Source organism: Caldivirga maquilingensis IC-167 (assembly GCF_000018305.1).
GTDB lineage: Archaea > Thermoproteota > Thermoprotei > Thermoproteales > Thermocladiaceae > Caldivirga > Caldivirga maquilingensis.
This window is the reverse complement of record NC_009954.1, coordinates 836885-862877: the sequence shown is the minus strand read 5'-3', so window position 1 is coordinate 862877 and position 25993 is coordinate 836885. Positions and strand designations below refer to the sequence as shown.

Annotated in this window: 20 protein-coding genes; 9 read left to right on the top strand and 11 right to left on the bottom strand. The window is 42.9% G+C overall.

Going from position 1 to position 25993, the window contains the following annotated elements; translation table 11 throughout:
• Positions 1 to 154: 154 nt before the first annotated feature.
• From CMAQ_RS04190 to CMAQ_RS04175, 4 genes are all read right to left on the bottom strand, one after another.
• The gene (locus CMAQ_RS04190; protein WP_012185875.1) at positions 155 to 1366 is read right to left on the bottom strand and encodes an MFS transporter; all 1212 of its coding nucleotides are present in this window, start codon (positions 1364 to 1366) and stop codon (positions 155 to 157) included.
• A gap of 61 nt (positions 1367 to 1427) precedes the next feature.
• Positions 1428 to 2801 carry an MmgE/PrpD family protein gene (locus CMAQ_RS04185; protein WP_012185874.1) on the bottom strand — a complete coding sequence of 458 codons (1374 nt, stop codon included), beginning with the start codon at positions 2799 to 2801 and terminating at the stop codon, positions 1428 to 1430.
• An 89-nt stretch (positions 2802 to 2890) separates the two neighbouring features.
• Positions 2891 to 3262, bottom strand: coding sequence for a cupin domain-containing protein (locus tag CMAQ_RS04180; protein ID WP_012185873.1), 372 nt, complete (start codon positions 3260 to 3262; stop codon positions 2891 to 2893).
• Positions 3263 to 3363: 101 nt separating this feature from the next.
• Entirely contained in the window at positions 3364 to 4242 is an 879-nt protein-coding gene (locus tag CMAQ_RS04175; protein WP_012185872.1) for a damage-control phosphatase ARMT1 family protein, read from the bottom strand.
• A 257-nt stretch (positions 4243 to 4499) separates the two neighbouring features.
• Here CMAQ_RS04175 and CMAQ_RS04170 point away from each other — a divergent pair, with 257 nt between their 5' ends.
• On the top strand, positions 4500 to 6005 hold the full coding sequence (locus CMAQ_RS04170) for an APC family permease (RefSeq protein ID WP_048062665.1): 1506 nt from the start codon (positions 4500 to 4502) through the stop codon (positions 6003 to 6005).
• A 239-nt stretch (positions 6006 to 6244) separates the two neighbouring features.
• Here the strand turns inward: CMAQ_RS04170 and CMAQ_RS04165 are convergent, their stop codons facing one another.
• Positions 6245 to 7582, bottom strand: coding sequence for a glycerate kinase type-2 family protein (locus CMAQ_RS04165; protein ID WP_012185870.1), 1338 nt, complete (start codon positions 7580 to 7582; stop codon positions 6245 to 6247).
• 185 nt (positions 7583 to 7767) lie between these two features.
• Here CMAQ_RS04165 and CMAQ_RS04160 point away from each other — a divergent pair, with 185 nt between their 5' ends.
• Both CMAQ_RS04160 and CMAQ_RS04155 read left to right on the top strand, forming a co-directional pair.
• Positions 7768 to 8529 carry a metallophosphoesterase family protein gene (locus CMAQ_RS04160; RefSeq protein ID WP_012185869.1) on the top strand — a complete coding sequence of 254 codons (762 nt, stop codon included), beginning with the start codon at positions 7768 to 7770 and terminating at the stop codon, positions 8527 to 8529.
• Between the two features lie 28 nt (positions 8530 to 8557).
• Entirely contained in the window at positions 8558 to 9253 is a 696-nt protein-coding gene (locus CMAQ_RS04155) for a uracil-DNA glycosylase (RefSeq protein ID WP_012185868.1), read from the top strand.
• On the opposite strand, the gene CMAQ_RS04150 is transcribed toward CMAQ_RS04155, so the two are convergent.
• The 4 genes from CMAQ_RS04150 to CMAQ_RS04135 form a co-directional block, all read right to left on the bottom strand.
• The gene (locus tag CMAQ_RS04150; protein WP_232203812.1) at positions 9219 to 9554 is read right to left on the bottom strand and encodes a Rieske (2Fe-2S) protein; all 336 of its coding nucleotides are present in this window, start codon (positions 9552 to 9554) and stop codon (positions 9219 to 9221) included. The genes CMAQ_RS04155 and CMAQ_RS04150 overlap by 35 nt on opposite strands.
• Before the next feature lie 100 nt (positions 9555 to 9654).
• Complete coding sequence (locus tag CMAQ_RS04145; protein ID WP_012185866.1) at positions 9655 to 11043, bottom strand: YeeE/YedE thiosulfate transporter family protein; 1389 nt, start codon at positions 11041 to 11043, stop codon at positions 9655 to 9657.
• A gap of 130 nt (positions 11044 to 11173) precedes the next feature.
• Positions 11174 to 15028, bottom strand: coding sequence for a reverse gyrase (gene rgy, locus CMAQ_RS04140; protein WP_012185865.1), 3855 nt, complete (start codon positions 15026 to 15028; stop codon positions 11174 to 11176).
• A 195-nt stretch (positions 15029 to 15223) separates the two neighbouring features.
• On the bottom strand, positions 15224 to 16477 hold the full coding sequence (locus CMAQ_RS04135) for a glycosyltransferase (protein ID WP_048062663.1): 1254 nt from the start codon (positions 16475 to 16477) through the stop codon (positions 15224 to 15226).
• A gap of 244 nt (positions 16478 to 16721) precedes the next feature.
• Here CMAQ_RS04135 and CMAQ_RS10545 point away from each other — a divergent pair, with 244 nt between their 5' ends.
• From CMAQ_RS10545 to CMAQ_RS04105, 6 genes are read left to right on the top strand one after another with little or no spacing between them, the layout of a single operon-like run.
• Complete coding sequence (locus CMAQ_RS10545; protein WP_198002087.1) at positions 16722 to 18428, top strand: transketolase C-terminal domain-containing protein; 1707 nt, start codon at positions 16722 to 16724, stop codon at positions 18426 to 18428.
• Between the two features lie 2 nt (positions 18429 to 18430).
• On the top strand, positions 18431 to 19432 hold the full coding sequence (locus CMAQ_RS04125; protein WP_012185862.1) for a chorismate mutase: 1002 nt from the start codon (positions 18431 to 18433) through the stop codon (positions 19430 to 19432).
• Positions 19429 to 20424 carry a 3-deoxy-7-phosphoheptulonate synthase gene (gene aroF / locus CMAQ_RS04120; protein ID WP_012185861.1) on the top strand — a complete coding sequence of 332 codons (996 nt, stop codon included), beginning with the start codon at positions 19429 to 19431 and terminating at the stop codon, positions 20422 to 20424. Before CMAQ_RS04125 ends, aroF begins: the two co-directional genes overlap by 4 nt.
• On the top strand, positions 20421 to 21473 hold the full coding sequence (locus CMAQ_RS04115; protein ID WP_012185860.1) for a 3-dehydroquinate synthase: 1053 nt from the start codon (positions 20421 to 20423) through the stop codon (positions 21471 to 21473). The genes aroF and CMAQ_RS04115 overlap by 4 nt, the downstream gene beginning before the upstream one ends.
• Positions 21455 to 22264, top strand: a complete 810-nt coding sequence (locus CMAQ_RS04110; protein WP_012185859.1) for a shikimate dehydrogenase family protein — start codon at positions 21455 to 21457, stop codon at positions 22262 to 22264. The genes CMAQ_RS04115 and CMAQ_RS04110 overlap by 19 nt, the downstream gene beginning before the upstream one ends.
• Before the next feature lie 33 nt (positions 22265 to 22297).
• Positions 22298 to 23632 (top strand): cobyrinic acid a,c-diamide synthase CobB, encoded by a 1335-nt coding sequence (locus tag CMAQ_RS04105; RefSeq protein ID WP_012185858.1) that lies wholly within the window; start codon positions 22298 to 22300, stop codon positions 23630 to 23632.
• A 9-nt stretch (positions 23633 to 23641) separates the two neighbouring features.
• On the opposite strand, the gene CMAQ_RS04100 is transcribed toward CMAQ_RS04105, so the two are convergent.
• Together CMAQ_RS04100 and CMAQ_RS04095 are read right to left on the bottom strand one after the other, a co-directional pair.
• Complete coding sequence (locus CMAQ_RS04100; RefSeq protein ID WP_012185857.1) at positions 23642 to 24598, bottom strand: ABC transporter ATP-binding protein; 957 nt, start codon at positions 24596 to 24598, stop codon at positions 23642 to 23644.
• Between the two features lie 5 nt (positions 24599 to 24603).
• The gene (locus CMAQ_RS04095) at positions 24604 to 25992 is read right to left on the bottom strand and encodes an ABC transporter permease (protein ID WP_012185856.1); all 1389 of its coding nucleotides are present in this window, start codon (positions 25990 to 25992) and stop codon (positions 24604 to 24606) included.
• Between the last annotated feature and the right edge of the window lies 1 nt (position 25993).

Genomic DNA, 25993 nt, shown 5'->3' with positions numbered 1-25993 from the left:
AACATTTAGGATGAAGCCAAGTTCCTAATCTTAAACCTTTAACCCATCAATACTCGCGTTAAACTCATCCTTAATATAATCCGAGATATGATGCGTAATATTCGTTTAATGAGCGGAAAACCATTATTCTTGAATCCTTAGGAATACGTTATTTTTAGAAGTAGTCTTTTTCTAATTCCTCTAAGCTCTTATTCTCACTACGTGGTGCAGTGGCTATGCAGGTTGCAATTAATGGGGTTATCATGACTGCAAGGATTAAGAATACTTTACTTAATCCAATACTCAACAGCAGTGATGGTAATATAAGCGTACTTATATACCCACCCAGTCTCCCTGCTGAGAAACTTATACCGTTTGATGTACCCCTGAGTAGTGTTGGGAATAATTCCGCTGAATATATGCTGTTCACAATGTAGCCGACTCCCCCCAGTACCCATAGAGTTATTAGTATTAGTGATAGTGTCACTGGATCCTTGACCATTATTATTGATAAGTAAAGTAATGCAGCCTCACCCACTGTCGCAGGTACTATGAGTGTTCTTCTACCAAGCCTATCACAGTACTTGAATACGATTAATCCACCAGCTACGAAGCCAATCCACTGAAGTCCACTTATGAGTAATGCCATAGCCTTATTAAGCTGCATTGCATTAACTAATATGGTGGGTGTATAATTGGCGAATATGGCTAAGATAAATGTCCATACAAATAACGACGCTGCGGTGAAGGCTAAGACTAATGTATACCTACTACGATTACTTAACTTAATATTACTGCTATTTCTCCTCTTGATTTCCCATACCCAACTCTCATTAATGCTTCTTCTTAAGACTAACACTATTAAAGGTGGTATTGCACCTAGCCCGAATATTAACCTCCATGATTCAGCACCCATTAGGTTCAGTAATGGTAATGCAACCAACGCCGCCGCAAAACCACCGAGTCCCCATAACATGCTTTGTATTGAAATTAACCTACCTCTACTACCCTTATTAGATAATTCAGCCACTAGACTGGCGCCAGCTGGTATATCACCCCCTATTCCAATACCTACTAGTAATCTACCAATAATTATGAGTAGCGTATTGTAGGCTACGGCGCTTATAAGTGAACCTAAGACGAAGAAGAGTAGGACGTTTAGGAATATTGCCCTCCTACCTAATAAATCGGCTAATCTACCGAAGATTAATGAACCAATAACTGAACCTATGAACGGCATTGATATTATTAATCCCTCAATCCCAGGGGTTAATTTAAAGTAATGACTTAATGATAGTAATGCTGCACCACCCAGTAGTAATGCGAAACCATCCGTGAAACCACCCATTCCAGCCAGTATGGCAATGTATGTATCCTTATTCACCATAGTTTACTGCATTAGGAATGTATTTTAAAGACATAACTATAGTGGTTAAAAATGCATTAACTTAGATTACAGTTGCCTTAATTAATGATGCTAAGTCCTTAATATCCTCAAGACCCCAAACCACCCTTATAACCTCGTCCTGCTGCTTAACGGTGAGTAAACCAGTGGTAAGCCTCCTAAACTTGCCCTCAACCTCATCATCGCTCATGGGGTTCATGGGGTGGCCCTTTGGGTAATCAATCTTAACCTCAGTTTCCTTTCCATTTCTCAGTTTAACACTAACCACGGTGGGTGTGGCTTGTGGATACTGTTTATCTAATTCAGGGTCAACAGTAACCTTAATCCTCTTAATTAACTCAAGCACCCTGGGATCCCTTATTCTAGATGGCTCATAGTGACTTAACCATAAGTCACCATTAATTAAAGCGGTTGCTACTGCCCACATTAAACTATGGTCAGCGGTCTCCTTAGTCTTAGGATTCCACTTCTCAGGGTCCTTAACAATAATGTCGTAAGCCGCCTTAAACGTCCTAATGCTAATGGATTCAACATCACTTGGATCAATTGCACCTAATTCGCTGCGAATCCTAAGTGAAGCCTCAACTGCTGACTGGGCATGATACTCCACTGGGTAAGGCTTAATGTAGGTTCTCAATATGGCTGATGGCTTAGTAAGGTTCTCAAGATCCTTCATGGGCCCGTAATCAAACTCACCACCCAGGAGCTGCCTAATGAACCCCATTTCCCCCTCAAAGGGTTTATCAGGTCCAGTTAAGCCATGGGAGGCCACCACCACGGAGAATACAGCGTTCCTAGCCTGATTAGCGGTGGCGGCTGCCTTCCAGTGAGATAATTCACCAACCCTATTCTGCCTTGTGGATAAGTGGGAGGTTGCATGTATGGCAATGGCGTTAATGAATGCCTCCCTATTAACCCTCATTAATTTACCAGCAACCAGTAAGTGCCCTATGCCAGTGTAGTTAACGTGATCCCACCCATGAGCCCTAAGTGAGGCTGCATCACATAATCTAACCCCAGCCTCATAACCAATGGCTAAGGCTGTAATAACCTCCTTCCCACTTGACCCAAGGTACTGTGAAACAGCTAAGGCTGTACCAATCATGTCTGATGGATGCAGCGGCTCCTTGGATAGGTAAGTGTCGTTAAAGTCAAGGTACCTAACCATAAGCGTATTTATGAAGGCAGCCCAATCAACGGTGGTTAATTGACTTGAACCAATTATGGGTACATTACCCCTAAAACCCAATGCAGCTAACCTAGCGTACTTAACAGGCTCAGCTGAGTATGAGGCTAATGCAACCCCAAGGCTATCAAGTATCCTCCTCTTAACCTCCTTAACAACATTAGTGGGTAAATCATCGAAGCCTATGCTCATTGCGTAATCCACGAAAACCTCTGATAAATCCTTAGGCATAACTTAATAATAATGCCTGGTTTATAACAATTAAACATTGAAGCCTTAATTAACCATACATTAAGCATCCTGTCCTCAGCGGGATGCGGTTACTCAAGGGGCCTTAATTCCATATCATCCTCATAGGATATTACGCAAATGAATTCAGCGTCATCGTCACCAATGTTCTCTAATGAATGGGGTTCATATGGTCCCGTGAAGAAGAATGAACCAGGTCCAAGGTCGTAGAGGACACCATTACCCTTAACCCTAAGCTTACCCTTAAGTATAATTACAGCCTCCGTGTACTTATGATTATGAAGAGGCATGTAGCCACCTGGCTTAACCACAAACCTCCTCACAGCATATTTCACTGAACCATGATCCTTAGTTACAAGCCACTGAATGTAGAATCCCCTAGTCCCCTTAAGTAGGCTTGATACGTCCTGTTGAGGTACATTAGCCCAGTTACCTACATGCATGCAAGGGCCTCTAAGTAAACTTATTAAGTGTAAGCCCATGATGAATCCTCAACACGATGCGCATTGGTTATTTAATGATGTGATTCTATTGTTTAATTACTTCACCTTAACATAGCTACTAGGGTACCCTTCTCAACACCCAATACCCTGGCAACAGGCCCGCATTTAGGAACCAGTAGGAATGCTGTGGGTTTACCTAAATTAACCTCGGATAAGTACTCGAAGTGAGCCATACCCTTAGCCACCACTAGGTCACTGGCCTTTAGCCTGCTTAGGAATTCACTACTAACCTTATCTAAATGTATACTTGAACCCGCATATCCTGTTGATATTAATTCATCCAGGTGATTACCTAGTTCAGCGTATTCAGCGTCACTTATTGTTAAGTCATTTTGAAAACCTGGCTCAGCCTTAGCCACACCGGTAACTGTATTACCCATGCCTCTGATTAAATCTATGAGAACAGTGTCAAACACTGCTTCACCAGCATTATCAAAAAGCCACAGTACCCTTAAGCCACCCTTACTCAGCATATTGTATAATTCACTGGTATGGTCTATGGAGAAGGGCATACTCATGATTGAGTTTAACGATAATTCACTGGGTGGTTTATGGGAAGCCACCCCCATGTCCAGTAGGTTACCTGCTATTGAAACCCTGGTGGCTGCCTTAAATAAATTGAATCCGCTTAAATCATGTAATGCTGATTTAATTAAGGCTAACTGAGCCTTGGCATTATCAATGCTCCTACGTTTAGCAACCTTATAATACTCAATAACCTCAGGGTACCTTGAAACTAATTCAGCAAATATACTTGAGGCAATCCTAGTTAATTCATCATCTCTCCTGAAGGCCTTGGCGGACTCCTCTAACACCAGTGATGATGCATCAATAACCTTCTCATCATTAATTTGAGCCGAGGCAACCTCATTAAGCCTAACACTCACTATGCAGAGTGGGCATTCCCTATGCGGCTTCATTATTACTCAACTACGTGGAGTGAAGTCTATTTAAACACCTTTTCAGGAAAATTAACCCCATGATTCATAACGTAAGTAATAACCATACATCATCTTATTTAATTAATAATCCTGATGCTTAATTACTCAATTAACTGGTTATGAGGTATTGCATTGTTTCCTGCATTATTTTTGCACTACATAATCATAAGGATTTAGGTTAAATTACCTGTTTCTGCACTATTGTGTTATTATAACCCGGCATGGTTCCCGTGAATATGGCTTTATTCGTTAGGCAGAGTTCCGGTCTTGTTAAGAGGGCCTCACTGTGGGATGCTGCAATGCTTAACGTCGCTAACATGGGTGCTGGCTTAGCCGTATTCATAGGTATTAGCCCCTTTGTGATACCTGGTGCAGTATTATGGTTATCAAGTATACTGACATTCATACTAACCCTCCCACTGGTGATACTTTACACCTACTTCATAGCTAGGATACCTAGGACTGGTGGGGATTACGTGTGGATCACCAGGAAGCTTCACGGAGGTTTAGGCTCAATCATGGGTATTGCCCTAGCCTTCAACATGCCTCCATTCTTCGCACTCTCAGCCTTCTTCTCCGTTACCACTGTGAATAATGTGCTATTGGTTATAGGGTACTCTCATGGTCAACAAGACTTAATTAAATTAGCAAACATAGTATTCAGTACCAGTAATGCATGGTTTAACTACACCATAGCCTTAATCGCATTCATAATTATACTGTTAATTAATATAATTAGGCCTAGCGCCGGTTTCAAGTTAACCACAGCCTTAGGGGCATTAGCCTTAACAGGCACTGCAGCAGCAATGATTGTTCTAGGCTTCTCAATACCAACCTTCCACCAGAGTATTGGGCAATTCCTAAGGTACTTCAATCTAACTAACCAGAGCGCATACACAGGCCCCTCCTTTAGCTTACCTGCAACATTATACATGATACCGTACTTCGCCTCATACGCCTACATATGGCTCTACGCCGGGCCAGCCGTGGCCGCTGAGATAAGGGATAGACGGGGGCTATTGTATAATGAAATCCTAGGAAGCGTAATAACGGTAATCTTCATTACCCTACCCTTCCTATTAATGGATTTAGCTGCGGGTTACAGTTTCAACATGACCTATTACCCAACCAGCATATACAACTTCTGGAATATTGCAATATACTTAGCTCGCAATGAGGCATTACAATGGTTCATTGGCCTAGGTCTAATTGCCTGGGAGTTCTTCATAATGGCCTTTGGCGTAATAGTCTTCGCACGCTACGTGTTCGCCTTCTCCTTCGATAGGTTATTCCCAGAAATCTTCTCAAGGCTTAATAAGTGGGGTTCACCAATGTACGCCCACTTACTTGACTTAGCCGCCACAGCGGTCTTCCTGGCCTTCCCGATAATAAGCCCGAATGGGTATGAGGCACTATACAGTTATACACCATTAGCCATAATTTACTTAATACTCGTATCAGTGGCTGGCATTAAGGCTGCTAGAGAGGAGGGGAATAAGGGGATGCTGGTTTCATCAGTACTCTCACTAATACCTCTATCGCTCCTAGGTTATGAGGCATTCACGAACCCGTACTTTGGTGTTATTGAATCATTAAAGCCGCTGCAACCATATTACCCAGGATTAGCCTACGTGCTTGGCCTCATAGGATTAGGCGCAGTAGTCTATACTGCATCTAAGTACATTAACATGAAGAGGGGGATAGATATAACCCTAGTGTATAAGGAAATACCACCTGAGTAAAATTAAGGAAACCTAACTTTAATTTTTTAACTTAATTCAAGGTTTTACCTCATTCCCCACTAATGGTTAAGCCTTTAAGTAAGAGATAATCATAATTGTAGTGGAGAATTAAGAATAGGCTAATACTTACAGCAGTTAGGTTGAAGCTATGAATAAGAGGTAGGATTAATAGTTTTATAGTTTTAATATAATAATCAAGGCTGTGTTACGCAATATAGTTTACTAAATTACCAAAACCCTTACTGGACTTGGTGAGTGATCTTAGCGTTAATTAGCATGGCTATAATTGTGTTAACCTGAGTCCCCGTTGGGCCTGTTATAATGGTGTCATTTAATGCCTTAAATAGAGTGTACGTATCGTTTCTACTTAAGGCATCATCTATGCTTAAACCAATACTCATCGCCCTTGATTCAGTGGTGTAGTCGGCGTATGCACCTGCGGCATCGGTATTACCATCAATACCATCCGTGGCTAAGGCCAGTAAAGCCACTGAACCATGCCCACTCACTGACTTAGCGAAGGCTGCTGCAAGCTCCATTGTTCTACCACCCCTACCATTACCCCTAACGGTAACGGTAGGTTCACCACCAGCCAACACTACACCCCTCTTAAGCAGTAAGCCTCTCCTTAAGGAGTCAAGGGTGATTGAGGCTAATGCCTTCCCAACCTCACGGGCTTCACCCTCAAGCCTGGATGTTAATATGATTGACTTAACGCCAAGTTCACTGAGCCTTAACCTTAGGCTCTTAAGTACATTAAGGTTAGTTAATATTACCTTATTCATAGCCTTAAGCCTCTTTGGGGTTTCTGGAATACTACCCCTTACCCCATTTTCAAGTAAAACCTTAACCTTATCCGGTAAACTACCCCAAATACCCCTTGCCTTAAGAATGCTTACGGCGTCACTGAAGCTTGACTTATCTGGGACCGTTGGGCCGCTTGCTATTAGTGATGGATCATCACCAGGTACATCACTAACATATAATCCAACAACCCTAACACCCCTCTTAATGAAGTATTGGGCTAATTGACCACCCTTAATCATTGATACGTGCTTACGTACAGTGTTAATCTCACTGATGCTCATTCCCGAATTAAGCATTAACCTATTTAACTCAACTAAATCATCAATGGTTAATGGTGGCCTAGGTAATTCAACTAATGCGCTTCCACCACCGCTAATGAGGATTAAGGCTAAGTCACCTCTACTTAAGGTTCTGGATAATTCAATAATCTCCTCAGCGGCCTTAATGCTTAAATCACTTGGTAATGGGTGTGTTGATTCAATAACCTCAACATTACTCGACTTAGGCTTTACCCAATCCCTAGGTATTACTGCTAATGCCCTGGTTGCATTCACTGAGGATAATGCACCATCAATAAGCCTTGGGGCGGCTTTACCAATAGCAACCACAGCAATATCCCTCACGTTAAATTCCCTACCGCAAACATTAATACTACTACCTACCTGTCTAACACAATTCCTAACCACTGGTGCCGGATCTGAGGCAGTAAGAGCTTGATTAACTAACCTAAGTGCAAGATCCCTAAGTTCACTGGAATCGTTAGCCTGCATGCATTAAGTGGTTAATGTATTCCTTTAAATTATTGTACCATAACTATCATAGCAACCACATGCCCTTAATGTCATTAATGAACACGCGGTAATAACCCAGCATGCAGGGGTGAGGATTCTTAAAGTCCATAAATTTCATAGGGATGAATAGAAGCATTAATTAACCTCAATTTAATGCTACCTATGTGAGAATACTTGCAACTTCAGATGTTCATTCACCAAAGCATTTAAGCGAGTTCAAGAATAGTTTAGTTAATGTTAGTAACGTTGACTTAGCCCTATTGGCTGGAGATATGGTTGATGGGGGTAGGATTGAGTACTACAGTGTAATAATCAACTTATTGAGGAATAGGGCTGGTGCTATTATAGCTGTACCGGGTAATGAGGAGTATGATGATAAGTTAAGGGCATTGAAGGGGATGAGTGGCTTAACCCTGCTGAATGATGAGGCACTCATCATTAATGGTGTTAAAATCATTGGATCAAGGGGCATATTAGATAAGCCAACTAAATGGCAGGAGAGGAACATTAAGGGTATTGATGAATTATATAGGAGGAGACTGGGGTGGTTGATTAATGAGCTTAAGAACTCCAATGAAGTCATCCTACTAACCCACTATGCACCAGTCTACGCAACACTGGAGGGTGAGAATGAGTATAATTACCCACTCCTAGGTACTAGAAAACTTGAGGAAGTATTATCAAGCAGTAGGGTACTTGCCATACATGGTCATGCTCATCGTTCAAAAACCAGGTGTGTTAAAATGGGTGACTCAGTAATAATTAATGCAGCCTTCGAGAACGTTGCCTCCCCATTCATAATAGATTATAGTGATGGTGGAATTAACGTAATTGAACCAAGGGAATACAGTAGGTGTAAGGAAGTTAGCGCACATAATAAAACCAGTACCCTTAAATCCACTGGTCTTGATGAGTGGCTTAAGTAGGTTAAATTTAATTTGAGGTGAGTGGGGAGTGAGTATTAATGCACATTACCATGATTTACTCAGGAACCTAATTAATTGCAACTACTGCGAAAGGTTAGTAAGGTATAGGGTAACCGTGCCACCGTTACCTAGGTTTAGTAATGATGAATACTGGAGGAAACCAGTACCACCTTGGGGAGACTTGAGTAACCCAAGAATCATGATAGTGGGGTTAGCACCAGCCGCCCATGGTGGCAATAGGACGGGTAGAATGTTCACCGGTGATGCGAGCGCCCAATTCCTTTTCAAGGCTCTTCACGCATGTGGATTATCAAATAACCCATATAGCCTTAGTAGGATTGACGGCACTAAGGTTAACTGTGTTTACATTACGTCAGTCGTTAAGTGTGCACCACCGGATAATAAACCAACTCCAGGTGAGGTTAAGGCTTGTGTAGGCAGGTGGTTTATTAATGAAATAAATATGGTTAAGCCTAGGGCGATAGTGGTGCTTGGTGAAGTTGCATGGAGGGGAGTGGCCATGGCTCTTGGGCTACGTGGAGGCTTTAAGCATGGGGGTGTAGTTAAGATTAACGATACTGCAGTATACATGAGTTATCACCCAAGTCCAAGGAATACTAATACTGGTAGGTTAAGATTAAGTGACCTAGTTAACATACTATGTGCAGCCGCTAAATACGCTGGTTGCCCTACTCCTCAACTTCAAGGAAACCCTCAGGCGTAACGTTAATCTTATACGTCTTTAAAGGAACCTTAACCTGCATGTATTCGCAGGGAACCTCAGGCCTAACTACAGGTTTCTCAATTAATTCACCAGTCCTAACATCATACTTAGCTAAGTGGGCTGGGCATGTGGCTACGTAGCCGTTAACATCAGTGAGTAAGGCACAACCCATGTGAGCGCATACAGCATCCATGCCGTATAACTTATCCCCATACTTAACTATTAGGATGGGTTTATTATTAACCCAGGCTATTATTGAGTTTCTTCTCTCAAACACCTTAACAAGTATATTCACCCTCATTCCCATGGCTCTAAGTAAGGTTAACTAGCTTAAAAGGATTACCCTTAAGGTAAAGTGAAAATAAATGATTTTAATTTAAATTATGGCATTAGCTAAATGTTCACTGAACGTATCCCCAGGCGTTTATCCTCAGCTTCAGCACGTATCTTAGGGTTAGCATGCTTCCAATCATTACCATTACTAGGAATAATGCACTGGATACAGCCATTTGAATATCCCCACTTAAAATATGCCCACTGGCGCATCCATTCGCCATCCTTGCACCGAATAGTACTAGGTATGCTCCGAAGAATGAACCAAGGAACCTCTTCCACGTTGATTCACCAAACCTATGAGCCCAAACCCTCGGTATCTGGTTCCTGAAACCCATGAATCTCCTTGATATGAATAATGATGACACTAAACCACCTATGAATGTGCTTAAGTCGGTTATTGGTTCCCAGCCGATTTCACTGAAGGGTTTATTCACAGGTATACCGTTAACAATATGCATTCCACCGAATAATTGGAAGTATGGGTTTGATGCAGCCCAATACGGGTTAACTAAGTACGATAACTGGGCACCAATCCATGAGTACGTTGTTGATTCACCAAATATCTGATGCAATATTATCACCGCCACAGCCTCGATGGTGAAGGCGGCGCCAAGTACCATTATGAACCTAGCATTCCTCACACTACTCTCATTAATTAACTCAACAAGGAACCTATTCTGATTGGGGTACTTGACTAAGTCATCATTCATCATATCGCTAAACCTAATCACAGTCTCCTTACCAACACCAGCTAGGTGGAATCCACAGGCATGCTTAATGGGCTGCTTAGGGTACCTTGGTAGGAATAGGAACACTAGAAGTAGTAATACACCGAATACTATTGAGCCAGCGAACATCCCAACTTTATCACTGAAGGGTATACCGAATAAGTTAGGCCAGGTAATTGGGCCGAAGTTCAATGTATCCCATAATGGCCCCCTAGCCCAACCAAATATCATTGACCAAGTGAAGGCACCCAGTAAACCACCAGCCACAGCATATAATGCATCCCTCCTACCCTGCCCAAGGGCTATCCATATGGTGCCTGGGAAGTAGCCTGCTAACCCAACCCCCACACCAAAGAGTAGGCCACCTAGGATTATACCACCTATGAATAGGTCCTTAATGCCGAAGTTGGGATGAGTAAACAGGTTAAGACCATATAGTAGTATTGCCCCTAAACCTATTGCGAAACCAAAGCAAGCAACTAAGAATCTATCCTGTAATGCCATAACTCTGAATAATGTGTCAGGATCAGAGAAGTTCCATAATTCAAGTGGAATAGCAAGTGGTAATGCCGCCACAATACCAAGTAATAGCGGTGCCTTAGTCTCATGAAGAACCACCTGCATGTACACTCCCCCAAGCAGTAGCCCAAGGGCTAACGCCAGCAGAATCCAACTGGCTATCCATACAGTTCTCCTATCCTTCTCGTAAAGGGTCTCCAGTTGCACTCAGACCACCAAATAGGGTACCAAACTAGTCAAATTAATTGACTTAGTAGTCATAAATATGACAATTATTATCAATATTAATATGATCGTCTAAATACTGACGTATCGTATGCGGTTCAAGTGAATTTAATTAATTCTGAGGCATTATTCCATATTTAACAGCCTCATTGAATAATTCATGCAGAACTGTTAAGTAATCTTCATCTCCATTCTCAATATTATCCATGTGTTCCTCAACCATTCTAGTCCTATCCTCACTTATAAGGCACTTGAAGTTAACGTTACACTGCTTCAGTAAACTCTCGAATTCCGTATTCTCCTGAACCTTATTGCGTCTAGTGCTTAAGTAGAGTTTAGCCACATCCTTATCATTCGATAGGCAAATGTATGCTGCTACACCGCGTTTAGTTGGGATTAATACCTTTGTTGAACCAAGGGCCTTAACATAACCCCTCCTCTTAAGAGTCTCTATTATCTTGGCGTAAGTGGATGGTCTACCTATCCTTCTCCTCTTCATTTCAGCAACAATATCACCTTCCCTATACGGGTATGTTGTGTGAACTGTCTTAACAATAACCTCATCCTCCTCAGTCACAGGTAACTCCATTGATGACTCTGGGAATTGAGTAACCCTAATAGTCGGATATATGGCTAAGAAGCCATTCCTAATCACGCTTGTTACGAATTCATCAACCCTACTTGAAAGCATGTCGCCATTGCGCATTAACTTAACCTCCACCTTCACCTTCTTAACTAAGCCACTCTGCATTTGGCTTGCCATGAATCTCCTGAATATTAAATCGTAGAGTGCAATGTGCCTATTAGTTAACTTTAATTTAAGCACGCCACTATCAATTAGGCTTCTAAGCTCCTCGGAGTCAATGGGTCTAGTTGGCCTAATACACTCATGGGCACCCTCCTCGCCCATACCCCATTCCCTAGCCGTGAAGACACCTTCACCGAACCTGTTGGTTAAGTATTCCTTAGCCACACTAATACCCACCGCTGAAACCCTTGTGCTATCAGTCCTATGGTATGTTATTAAACCCATTTCAAACAACTCCTGTGCAAGCCTCATAACCTCCTCTGTACCGGCTCTAAGTCTAGCAGTAGCCTCAGTGAGCATTGAGTCTGTGGTGAAGGGTGGTGGCGGGTTAACCTCCTCCTCTGATTCACTGAGCTTAGTTATTATTATTCTAAGCCCCTTCTTATCCTTAGCCACATCCCTTAAGTCATGCCTAACCCTGGCTGTTTCATCACCATTAGTAACCTTATCAAAGGAAACCTCAAGAACCTTACCATCACTAATCCTCTTCCTAACAATTAACCTAATCACCCTATTCCTCCTATACTCAATATACCTCTCAATAATCCACTTAAGCACAGGTGTCTGAACCCTACCGGCTGACATGTTTCTATCATTAAACGCCCTCTGTAGGTATGAGCTTAAACCAAAGCCAATCCACCTATCCTCAATACGCCTAACCAATTGAGCCTTAACCATATTACCGTTTACCCCCCTTGGATTAGCTAACGCATTCAATATAGCCCTCTTAGTCACTTCATGGAACTCTATCCTCCTAATATCCTGCACGAAGGGCCTAAGCATGTTGAATACGTCCCAGGCTATCTTCTCACCCTCTGAGTCGGGATCAGTACCCACTAGGACTAGGTCAACCTCAGTGGCCAGGTCCCTAAGCATCTCAATAACCCCACTACTATCCACTAGTGGCGTACCATCGAAGGGGCACTTACTCACATCATCAGTGAATGATCTACCACAGGTTGGGCAACGCTTTATTGTTGAGTATATTGGGATGAAGTTACCATCTATTTTCAACACTGAGTAATAATTCCTGGTTACACTTGATATGAACTTAGTCACGTAATCCACATCACTACTAACTGACTGCGCATACTGCTCGGTGGCTAACTCAACCACATGACCCTTAGTGGCTATTATATTTAATAGTAGATTACCTGAAGTGACCTCATACACTATTAAACTACCGAGCACCCTTGTGCTTGGTTTACCGAAGAAGTTCGCTATTGTCCTAGCCTTAGTAGGTGATTCAACAATCACTAGAACTGACTTAAGTGGATCAACTTGACTTATGCTCTGCGGTACATTACCAGTCATTATTTGCCTTATTAATTCCCTCTCCTCATTAATGGTTTTAAGTAAGGCATCAACATTAAACTCCTCATAATTTATGAACTGGAAGTCCACCAGCCTATACCTTAAGTCCCTGCTTAAACTATTGAAGACAGCCTCATTATCAACAATAAGCACTGAGAGACCGTGGGTAATGCCGCCTAGGTACATTCTAGATGTCCTACCGCTACCCTGTATGTAGGCTGGTGAGTCTGGTAGAATAACATAGATATCGTCACCCATGCGTTGAATATTAACAATTGACTTACTCATGGCTTCCCTCACATCATCCCTATTCAGCAAGTCCTGGGCAAGCTTAATGGCGTTACTAATGACTTCTGAGGCATATTTATCGAAGCCCTGAAGACTCTCACCTCTCTCAATAGCTTCAATAATCTTATTAATCCTGTCCTGGCTTAAATTCATTATGTTCCTTAAGCTTGAAACAGTCTTATCAATCCTAGTCTTGTATTCACTTGGTGCAATAACCCTAAGTGAGGAGAGGAGCATTATGTAACGGCCTGGGTTAAACTCCTTAAGCGATAACCTGAACCTTATCTTAGGTACACCGGCGAACACCACGTACCTTATCCTATGGGGTAGGTCAATGCCCCTAACTAACGCTGATCTAGATGTGGCTAACCCTATTAGCACCGGTATTGAACCATCCTCAAAGCCCTCAATCAACTTCCTCTTAGGCTTTAGGTAAAGCCCAGCGTTAATACCATTATCATTAAGGAACTTACTCAACTCCTCGGCGAATTCCCTGCCTAAGTCAGTGGGTACGTATATTATTCCACCATCACCAAGCCTCCTAATTAAATCCAGGATAATTACCTTAAGGTCACCCTTAGGCTTAATGTATAGGTCAACCACATTCCTAAGCCCCTCAGCCCTACCACCAACATCGAATCCCAGTATCTCCCTGAATAATGCAGCCCTAGCCGTCCTCCTGGTTCTGGTTAACATGCCGCTTACTATTAATGAACCAATCCTCCTACCCTCAAGGATCCTCCTTAATTCACTCACCTTACCCTCCCTCTCCTTAAAGTCACTTATCTTCGCAATCTCAAGCGCCTTATCAATGGCTTCCCTCGGCACACCGAGTAACTGAAGTAGTCTCTCAATATTCCTGCTTGAAGCCTTCATGACGCTGTCAACGTCATCAACGAAAACAAGGTCAAACCTGTACTTGCTTAGAATCTCCATGCCCTTTGGTAGGAAGGCGTTAGTTACGATAAGTATATTGAAGTCGCCTGCCTTAATGGCATTAAGCACCTCACTCTTATCCTTCTCGCTGAGTAGGCCATTATAGGTTATTACCTTAATGTTAACGGCTGCGGAATCCCTGTAGGTTAAAGCCCTCTTATACACTTGGTAAGCCAGTGTTGAAGTTGGGAATACCATGAGAACCCTACCCCCCTTACTGGCTACGTATATTGAGGCAACTAAACCGAAGGTGGTCTTACCGCTACCCGTGGGTGCAATTATGGCGAAGCTCTTACCCTTGATAAGTCTCTTAGCCCAAAACCTCTGAGCACCCCACATTGAGGTTCCAGTGGCTTTTCTGAATAATTCACTGAATTCATCATACTTCATTAAGTAGTTGAAGATATCCCTAAGCCTAACTAATCTACCTTCTCTATTAAGTTCACTTAACACTACTCTTAATGATGCTGCCCTTAATCTTGAACCTTCAGGTAGGCAAACATGGCATGGTAAACCATCCCTAAGCCTATCCGAGGTAACTGGGCCACCGCAGTTGGGGCACATGCCGTGGTAAAGCACCAGTGGTTCCCCACTGCCGCCATCACCCTTATTATCACGCATCCCAATTCAATCTTAAGGTAATGCTGGGGATTTAAAAAGCGTTCCCTGAAAAACAACGCACCATGACCCGCATGGAAGGCCGCCTTTAGGAAGGGGCTGGGGCTTTCATTGCTTAGGCTTAGGTAAGTTAATAAGCCTTACTGTCCCTGTGGCATGAGTATACTTGGGTTGATTCCGTAAACGACACTACCCTCCTTAAATTAAGTCCTCCTTCCTGAGTATTTCACTGAACTTACTCATGAAGGCCTGCAGAGTCATATCCTTAGCCTTACTTACTGATGCCGATGAGTAGTGGCTCCAAGCCTTACCGTCAGTGATTAGTTTCGCCACTGCGTTAATGGCTTCATCAACATCACTGTACCCTAGCCCCCTCACACCATTCTCAATTAAGTCACTCCAAGTACCCCCTGACTTATGGACAACTGTAGGTAATCCCCTTGCCATAGCCTCAGCCACCGCTATGCCCCAGTGTTCATTTATTGTTGCGTGGAGGAAAACCTTACCTGAATCCATTAATTCATTTATCAACCTCCTAGGTGCATTAGGCACCAGGTATAGGTCAGCGTCCTTACTAATATCACTTGAAACCCTTAAACCAGCCTTACCCGCCAAATCCATGACCCTACTCATGTACGTTAACTGCGTTCTAGTGGTGGCTCCACCAAATATGATTATTCTAGTGGCCTTAACCTCTTTAAGGAGCCTTGGGGCAAGCTCAGTGACAACCCAGTGGTACCTCTTCTCCTCACTGAACCTACCAAGCATAATGACCCAATTATCCCTTTCATCAAATGCCTTAGGTTCCTCAACTATCTCAGTATTAGGGGCTATGGGTGGGTTAAGTACAGTGGGTTCCTCACCGTAAACCATCTTAGCCACTCCAGCGGTCCACTTGGAGTTCGTTAAAACCACGTCAGCATCATTGAACGGGTTCTCCCTAATGTAGTGCGGAAGCAGCCTTGTGAATAATCCCCAGTAAAGATTCATTGGGAACCTACCATACCTCTCAGTGACGTATGGATCCTCACCGTAAGCTAACCCAGTTCCCTTAAATTTAGGGTTAATTATTACCTCGAAGGGGAAGTGAATGTACTCGATTATGCTTAATCCCCTCCCCCTATAGTTAATTAATGGTTTATAGGTCTCCTCATCAGTGAACATTAGTAGGGCACGGTACTTATTAATCGCCTTAACCGCAGGGTACCATACGAATAACCTTGTCCATAGGCCAAAGGCCTTAATATTACCGAGGGGTAGTGTCACCACAGGGTACTTGGATATGTCGATACCATACCAGTCAATGTACTTGCTTGGATTAAACTTAAATGTACCGGTTAACACTGGGTTAAATCCCAGTTTATCAAGCGAGAAGGCAGCTGAGGCACAGACTAATTGACCACCTCCTGGTGATCCCCAGTAACGATGAGTCACAAGCACGTTGTTACCCATTAACTACTATTCGGTGAAGGGGGTTATTTACATTTGCGTAATTGATTCACCTTAAATAATGAGCGATTTAATTATTAAGCCTCATTTTTAGATTAATGAAGTGAATCCTGAGTAACCCTACTGATTACTCATGATGCACCTCAGTTAACTATAAATTATTAAATTATGGGTAATGCTTAAAAATATAGATTGTATAGGCTGTTTAGATTGGTATGGAATTCGGGACCCACGTGGAATACCTGGAATGGTAAAAGAGGCTAAGGTGAACCTGGTTAATAGGGTTAAGGAGATAAGTAATAAGGCCCGTTCAATATTGGTTGGGTTAAGCCTAATAGATCCACATATTCACTTGGGCTCATCCCTATCAAGCATAGATATTATAGCTACACTATACTTAATGACTAATGTACGTGATAATGATCCATTAAGGAGGGATTACGTAATATTATCAAAGGGTCACGCAGCCCCAGCATTATACGTGGTGTTATCGGAATTAGGCCTAGTTAATAGGGAGGAGTTAATGATGATTAATGAACCCTGGAGCCCACTGCAGGGTCACCCTGAGGTTAAGTTACCAACAGTACCAGTATCCACAGGTAGTCTAGCGCAGGGGTTAAGTACAGCCGTGGGTATTGCAAGGGGGTTAATGGCTAGGGAGGCCTCAGGTAAGGTTTTCGTAATAGTGGGTGATGGTGAATTAGATGAGGGGCAGGCCTGGGAGGCGTTAATGGATATTGCTGAATCTAAGTTAAGCAACTTATTCATAATAATTGACTACAATGGTGTTCAATTAGATGGACCAGTGAGGGGTATTAAATCAACGTTAACTGAGGCACTTAAGTCACTGGGATTCACCGTACTGGAGTGTGATGGACATGACCCAGAGGCCTTGATTGATACTCTGATTCAAGCACATAAGGTAAATGGACCCAAGGTTATAGTAGCCAGAACCATTAGGGGGAAGGGGGTTTCCGACATTGAGGGAACCAGTAAACAGAGGATACTGGATGATGGTGGGGAACCTGGCTTCGGATCAATGAGGGATGCTGTCGGCAGGGCTCTCCTTGAGGCGGGTGAAAGGTACAATGACTTATACGTGGTTACAGCTGATGTAGGTGGGTCAACAAGGGCTATTTGGTTTAAGGAGAAGTTCCCCAACAGGTACATTGACGTTGGTATAGCTGAACAACACATGATTGGTGTAGCCAGTGGATTAGCCTTAACAGGCCTTAGACCTGTGGCCATTGGGTTCGCAATGTTCATAATGAGGGCTTGGGAACAGGTTAGGAATACGGTATCTAGGATGAATCTTAACGTTAAGATTATTGGAACCCACTCCGGCTTAAGCGATTACGCTGATGGGGCTTCCCACCAAACCTTCGAGGACATATCACTAATGAGGACTCTACCAAACATGACCATTGTAGTACCCGCCGACCCCAATGAGGCTGGTAAAGCTGTGTTAGCGTTAATGGAGCATCAGGGACCAGCCTACGTCAGGATTGGTAGGGATTACGGACCCAGGGTAACTAATGGTGATGAATTCAAGCTAGGTAAGGCCTCAGTGCTTAGGGATGGGGATGATTTAGCAATTATTGGTGCTGGACCAGTCCTATGGGATGCTTTAATGGCTGCTGAGGAATTAGGTAAAATGGGGGTATCGGTAATGGTCATTAACCTAAGCACGATTAAACCCATTGACGTTGACACTGTGGTTAAGGCAGCTAAGAGAACTGGGGCGGTATTGACTATTGAGGAGCATTCAACACATGGTGGGGTTGGTTCAGCGGTAGCTGAGGTGCTTTCCCAAAATTACCCTGTGCCAATTAGGATGATTGGGATTAATGGGTTTGGTAGGTCAGGTAGATCAACCAGGCAGTTAATGGAGTACATTGGTTTAACACATAGGAGGATTGTTAATGAGGCTCTCACGCTAATTAAGGGTGAGTAATAATGCTGTGGCAGTTGAGGAAGAGTATTGATGAGGTTGATGATGAAATAATTAAGTTACTCGCCAGGAGGCTAACCATAGCCGAAACCATAGGTGATGTTAAGAGGAAGCTTAATCTACCACCCGTGGATCATGAGAGGGAGAGTGAAGTTATTGATAGATGGGTCAGTGGCTTAGTTGAGGCTGGTTTAGATGAATTAACAGCCAGAAGCATTGCTGAGCTAGTGATAAAGGCATCCACCAAGAGGCAGATTAGGAATTGGTTTAACGTTAAAGTCACTATAGTGGGTTCAGGGAGATTAGGTAAGACGCTTAAGAGGGCTTTAAGCCAAGTCACTCCAACAACCTTAATTAGCATGAGGGATGAATTACCTGACTCAGACATAGTAATACTTGCCACAAGACCCACTGAGGACTCCATTAACTACATTAAGAGGAATAGTGAGAGCATAAGGGGTAGGGTGCTCATGGATTCCTTCTCGGTTAAGTCAAGGTTATTCAACATCATTGAGGATGAGTCAAGGGAAGTAGGCTTCAAGTACCTGAGCATACACCCATTGTTCGGTAGCCTAACGGATACTTGGGGTGAAGTAGTAGTCCTAATACCATCATTAACAAGTAGGGATTCACTACCAATGGCTACTCAGATATTTGAGGCAGCAGGCTTAAGAACAGTGGTGTTAAGTGATCCTGATACTCATGATAAGGTAATGGCTTACATACAGGTTGCCCACCATTTAATGCTACTAGCCCTCTATACCATGCTTAAGGATGCTGGTAAAGTAGGTGGGATTGATGCAAACCTACTTATGACCCACAGCTTGAGGTTAACCATGAAGGCTATTGAAAGAACCCTGGAGCAGCTTGATGTTGTTGAGGAGATTCAGGAAATGAATCCATACGCCAGTGAAGTTAGGGATAAGATTACCAAGTACATTAACATTGTTAATTCAGCAGCAGCTGAAGGTAAATTAAGTGAGTTAATTGGAGGTGACTTAAAGTGATAATAAGGGTAACGCCAGGTAAGATTAATGAAGTTGCATCAGCTCTAGATAAGGCTAAGGTAAGGTTCAGGGAGGTTAAGCTGCTTGGTGAGGAGTTAATAGTGACTTGGCCTGAAGACCCTGTTGATGAGGGAGCCATTAGAGTGATTGACCCTGGGGCAGTACTAGTTAACGTTAAGGCCAAGTACCAGTTAGCCAGTAAGCAATGGAGGCAGAGGAGCATTGTGGATGTTTCAGGGGTTAAGATAGGGGGTGATGATTTAGTGGTTGCAGCTGGGCCATGTGCAGTGGAGAGTTATGAGCAGGTTAAGGAGACTGCCGAGGCAGTTAAGGGGGCTGGAGCAAGACTACTGAGGGGTGGGGCGTTTAAACCTAGGACAAGTCCCTACAGTTTCCAGGGACTTGGAGTAGATGGCTTAAAGATACTGAGGCGAGTCTCAGATGAGGTTGGTTTACCCGTAGTCTCTGAGGTTATGGATACTAGGATGGTTGAGGTGGTGGCCAGTTACGTTGACATGATTCAGATAGGGGCTAGGAATGCCCAGAATTTTGACCTACTTAAAGAGGCTGGTAAGACTGGGAAACCAATACTACTCAAGAGGGGTATGGGAAACACGGTTGAGGAGTGGCTTCAGGCAGCGGAATACATCATGCTTGAGGGTAATGGTAACGTAGTGCTTTGTGAAAGAGGGATAAGGACCTTTGAGAACGCCACGAGATTCACGCTGGACTTAGGTGCAGTGGTGGCGGCTAAGAAATTAACCCACTTACCAATATGCGTGGATCCATCACACCCAGCCGGTAAGAGGGAGTACGTTATTCCACTGGCCTTAGCCGCAGTGGCAGCTGGGGCAGATATGATTATTGTTGAGGTTCACCCAAGGCCGTGGGAGGCTTTATCAGACTCCGAGCAGCAATTAACCTTCGATATGTTTAATGAATTAATGAGTAAGGCTAAGGCAGTAGCCCAGGCAATAGGTAGGGGTATATGAGGAGCTTCACTTATAGGAGTAGGTGTAGTGGTGAGGTAAGGGTTCTGGTTAATTACCCGCATGCCGATGAGTTAAGTAAACTCCTTGATAAGTACACTAGCTGCATGATAATTACACCATCCTCCGTAAGCAGTTTAGTGAATTTCAGTAAATGCCCAAGGATTATTATTAAGGATGGGGAAGAGGGTAAGGGCATTGAAACAGTCTTAAACATTATTAAGCAATCAATGGATAATTCCCTGGATAGGAGCGGGGTTATGATTGGGATTGGGGGTGGAAGCACACTTGATGTAACTGGGTTTGCTGCAGCAGTGTACATGAGGGGTGTGGATTACGTTAATGTACCCACCACTACATTAGCCATGGTTGATGCAGCCCTGGGGGGAAAAACAGGGGTTAATGCCGCTGGTTTAAAGAATATTATTGGTGTAGTGAAGCAGCCCAGTGAAATCATAGTGGATTTAGCCTTCATTAAATCCCTACCAGCCTCAAATTACCTGGATGGTTTCGCTGAGGTTCTTAAGTATGGGGTAACTATGGATAAGGGGTTATTCGATAAGTTAAGCAGTAATGTTGATAAGGTGATGAATAGGGATGAGGGATTACTGGAGGATTTAATCTACGGTTCACTGGTTAATAAGGCTCATGTGGTTGAGGCTGATGAGTACGATACCCTAGGTATAAGAATAGTGCTTAACTATGGGCATACTATTGGACACGCATTAGAGTCAGCGTCAGGATTCAGCATCAGTCACGGTAAAGCAGTGGGGTTAGGCATGATTTGTGAATCAACCATTGGGGTTAAATTAGGTTACACGAACCCAGATATACCCGGTTACTTAACTGAATCACTAAGTGAACTTAACTTGATTCAAAGCATTAAGGTTAACGCTGATTCCGCATTAAGAGCCATTACCGGTGATAAGAAGAGAAACGGTGGCTTCCTTAACTTACCCATTGTTACTGAATTAGGTGATTGGGTTAAGGTTAGGGTTAAGGTTGATGAGTACCTTAGGCTGGTGAAGGAGTCATGCATGTATTTGGCTTAATAGGTTATCCACTGAACTATACCCTATCACCTCAGATTCATAACTACGTCTTCAAGAGACTAAGAATTGATGCAGCGTATGTACCATTAAGGGTAGCGTCGAAGAGATTACTACACTTCATTGAGTTCTCAAGGGATGCCTTAAGCGGATTCAACGTAACTATACCGCATAAGGTTGCAGTGGCTAAACTAATTGATGAACTTAATGATGATGCAGACACTATTAAGAGCGTGAACACTGTTGTTAACAGTAACCAGAAATTAATAGGCTATAATACCGACTATGTGGCTGTTGAGGAATCTTTAATTGAAAGAGGATATAAGGGTGAGGAAGCATTACTAATTGGTGCTGGGGGAGCTGCTAGGGCTGTGGTTCTGGCTTTATCGAAAACTGGGTGCAGGGCAATTAAAGTACTTAATAGAAGTAGGGAGAGGGCAGTGGAGTTATGTGGATTAGCCAATGGATTAGGCTTAGACTGCAGTGTGGTGGATATTGGTGGGAATTATGGTAAACCCCACGTTATTATTAACGCCACCCCACTGAGCAGTGAGGAGTATTGGTTACTTAACCTAGGTGAGCTGGGGACTATGCTGCTCCTTGACATGGCTTATAAACCCAATACTGAAACAGACTTAATCAAGAGGGCTAGGGAGCTAGGTATTCAAGTTATTGATGGTGTTGAAATACTGGTTAGGCAAGCCCTGGCTGCTGATAAACTATGGCTAGGTGACTTTAATGAACCAAGTGCTAGTGAAGTAATTAAGTATATTAAGGGTATTAATCCCTCCTGAGAAGCTTATTAATAATCCTCACCTTAACCGGTAATGATGCCCACTGGCAGGGCGTTATTAATAGCATCGGATAGGAGTGGATCAGGAAAGACCACGGTTACATCAATAATAGCAGCAGCATTATCAAGTAAACTTAAGGTTAGGGCGTTTAAGGTTGGGCCAGATTACATTGATCCAGGTTACCATAAAGTAGCCACTGAATTACCCTCAATTAACCTTGATTTATGGTTAATGGGTGAGGAGAAGCTTAAAGAAACCTTCTGCAGATACATGAGGGGGGTTGATTTAGGGTTGATTGAGGGTGTAATGGGATTATATGATGGTGTTGAGGTTGGGTCGAGTACATTTCATGTTGCTAAATTACTCTCATTACCAGTTATCCTAGTAATAGACTGCTCCAACATATCCTATACAGCCGGGGCAATTGTTAAGGGTTTAAGGGATTATGGACCTGTTAACGTGGTTGGGGTCATCTTCAATAATGTGGCTTCAAGCAACCACTATAACGCATGTAAATCCTCACTACCCAAGGATGTAGTGAGCTTGGGTTACATACCATATGATGCAGGGTTAATCATTAATGAGAGGCATTTAGGCCTTGTGACCGTGGAGGATTACGGTAATAAGGTTAAAGGGATTATTAAACGCGGCGTTGAGTTAATTAATGGGAAAATTAACCTTGATTTAATATATGATTTAGCTGAACCAGTTAACTGTGAACATGTTAATGAACAGGAGGATTACGGTAATAAACTTGGGGTTGCTGCAGTAGCCTACGATAACGCCTTCCTATTCTACTATAGGGCATCCCTTGATTTACTCTCAAGTATATTTGACTTAAGGTTCTTTAGTCCAATAAATAATGAAGTAGTTAATAATGCATCATTCATATACATTGGTGGTGGATACCCTGAACTGCATTTAAGGGAACTTGAGGCAGCTAGGGATACTGCCTCATGGTTAAGGAAGGCTGCATATGATGGTGTACCTATTTTAGCTGAGTGCGGTGGTTTAATGTACTTATCAAAGTACATTAGGGATGATAGGGAGTACAGTATGGTTGGCTTATTTGACATTGGTATTGCCGCTAAGGATAGATTAACAATTGGATATACTGAACTTGAGAGCATTGTAGATAATCCACTAGTGCCCGCTGGTCTAAGGATTAGGGGTCATGAGTTCCATGTTTCACGCGCAGAATACTCTAATGAAAGGTACGTGTTTAGGAATATTAGGGGTAGAGGAATAATGAATAGTTACGATGGGGTCTTGTTAAATAATGCACTAGGCCTATACACCCACACGTACTTACCATCAATACCAGGCGTGAGGGATAGGATAATTAATATTGGGAAGCACTTGAGGTAATTCGCCTCCTCACCCCTTGACGTACAACCAGCAGGCTACAACATGACCATTCTCAAGGGTTACTAATGGCGGCTCCTCCCTACGGCAAATATCCATAGCAAATGGGCACCTTGGATGGAATCTACAGCCTGAGGGTGGGTTAATTAGGCTTGGTACCTCACCTGGAATGAATGATAACTTCTTATCCTCCCTAAGCGTTGGGACACTTGACATTAGGCCTTGGGTATATGGGTGTTTTGGTTCACTGTAGATTACGTCAGCTGACCCAAACTCAGCAACCTTGCCTGCGTAAAGGACAAGAACCTTATCGGCTAATTCACTGGCTAGCGCTAAATCATGGGTAATGAATATGTATGATAACTTAAACTTACTTCTAAGCCTCTTAAGCAGGTTCATTATATTGGCTTGAGTCATTACGTCAAGTGCTGACGTTGGTTCATCTAGTACAACTAATTTAGGTCTTGATTGAATAGCCATTGCAATAATCACTCTCTGCTTCATACCACCAGATAACTGGTGAGGGTACTTGGTTAAAACATCTTTACTTAAACCAACACTCTCCAAGGCATCCCCAGCAATCTTAATGGCATCTATTCTTGGAATACCCCTAAGTAGCAGTGGTTCAATCATTTGATCAACCACCCTAAGCACGGGGTTAAGTGAATTCATTGATCCCTGAGGCACCATGGCTATCTTAACCCACCTGTAACTCCTCCTAAACTCCTCCTCACTTAGCCCAAGTATATTAACACCCTCAAAGATCACTTCACCACCAATTACCCTAGCGTTCTCTTCCCATGACCTGGTAATCACCTTAGCCAATGTTGATTTACCGCTACCTGTTTCACCAACTATGGCTATGGTTTCACCCTCATCAAGGCTAAAGCTAACATTATCAAGAGCCTTAACAATACCCCTTGTGGTTATGTAGTTTAACCTAACGTTCTTAACATTAAGCAGCACCATCTTAATCACCTCCTTAACCTCGGGTTAGCAATTGGTTCTATGGCTAAGGCAGTAACTATGAATGTCACAGCAACTAGCGTTATTAATAAGCCAGGTGGAATAACCCACCACCACATACCGGTCTCTAAAGCTCCATACTCCTCGGCGTAATACAATATGGTGCCCCATGTTGGGTAATTCACGCCAGCTAGGTTGAGGAAGTTTAATGATGATAATGTTAATATTGCCCCAGGCACGTTGACGACAAGTAGGTAAAGCATATATGGGGTTATTTGAGGTAAAACATGGTTCCTAAGTATCCATAGGTTACCGGCCCCAGAGGCTTTAGCCAAATCTATGTATGACGCGGTCTTTATCTGCATTGAAATAGCCCTAATAATCCTGGCACTACCTCCCCACGCTAATACGGCTAGGTACAGCATGGCATCCCATATGTTTAAATGAAGTAGTATTGATAGAACAACTAGTATAACGAAGGATGGTAATAGTATCACTAAGTCAGTTACCCTTGTTAAAATCTCATCAACAATACCACCTATGAAGCCAGCGGTTAAACCAATGCCCACCGCTATTACTGTAACCAAGAGTGCATAAACCACGCCTATTTCTAGGCTAACTGGGAAGCCTGCCAATAAGCCTAACCATAAATCATGACCAACAGTGTCAGTACCCATTAAGCCGTATGCAGAACCCTCTAGAACAACCTCCACTGGTTTTGAATCACCTAAACTTGGTAATGAACCTGTTATCGGCATCAGTGTTACAGTTATCTCATACCTACCATATAGTGGTTCAACGGTACCCTTATTAACATGCATGAATATGAATGGGAATGCTGATGAAGCCGTTGGAATATTTAAAGCATAACCATACTTAGTGGCGTAGAATTGCACCACCTGACCCTCAACTTGATATAATGTACCCACCTCAGTGACTGTTGCACCTAATTGGATTGGGCCGATGCTTATTGTTGATCCATCAGGCCTATTAATGGTTATGTAAGCAAGCATACTGATGCCGCTTAATGGTGGATTTAAAACAATAAATAAGTCACTCCAGGGTGATTTATATTCATTATTCACAGTGAAGCTTATGGTTAATGATGAGGATGATGACTTAACAATATTACTACTCACTACTTCAGGTGAGTACTCGTTTCCAGTGAATAAGTTAACCCATGATGGGGGTGCATCCTTGGGGTATATTTGCCAGTATGTTGACGTATTCCATAATGTACCGAAGTTATGCGGTATCACTATTACCGCATATATGGTTACCCCAATTAGAAACATGAATAAGGCTAAGGATACTTTACCAAGGGTAGATGACAAGTAGATGCGGGTAAACTCACCCAGCGTCATTCCAAGTATCCTAACCTCAGATGACTTAGCCATA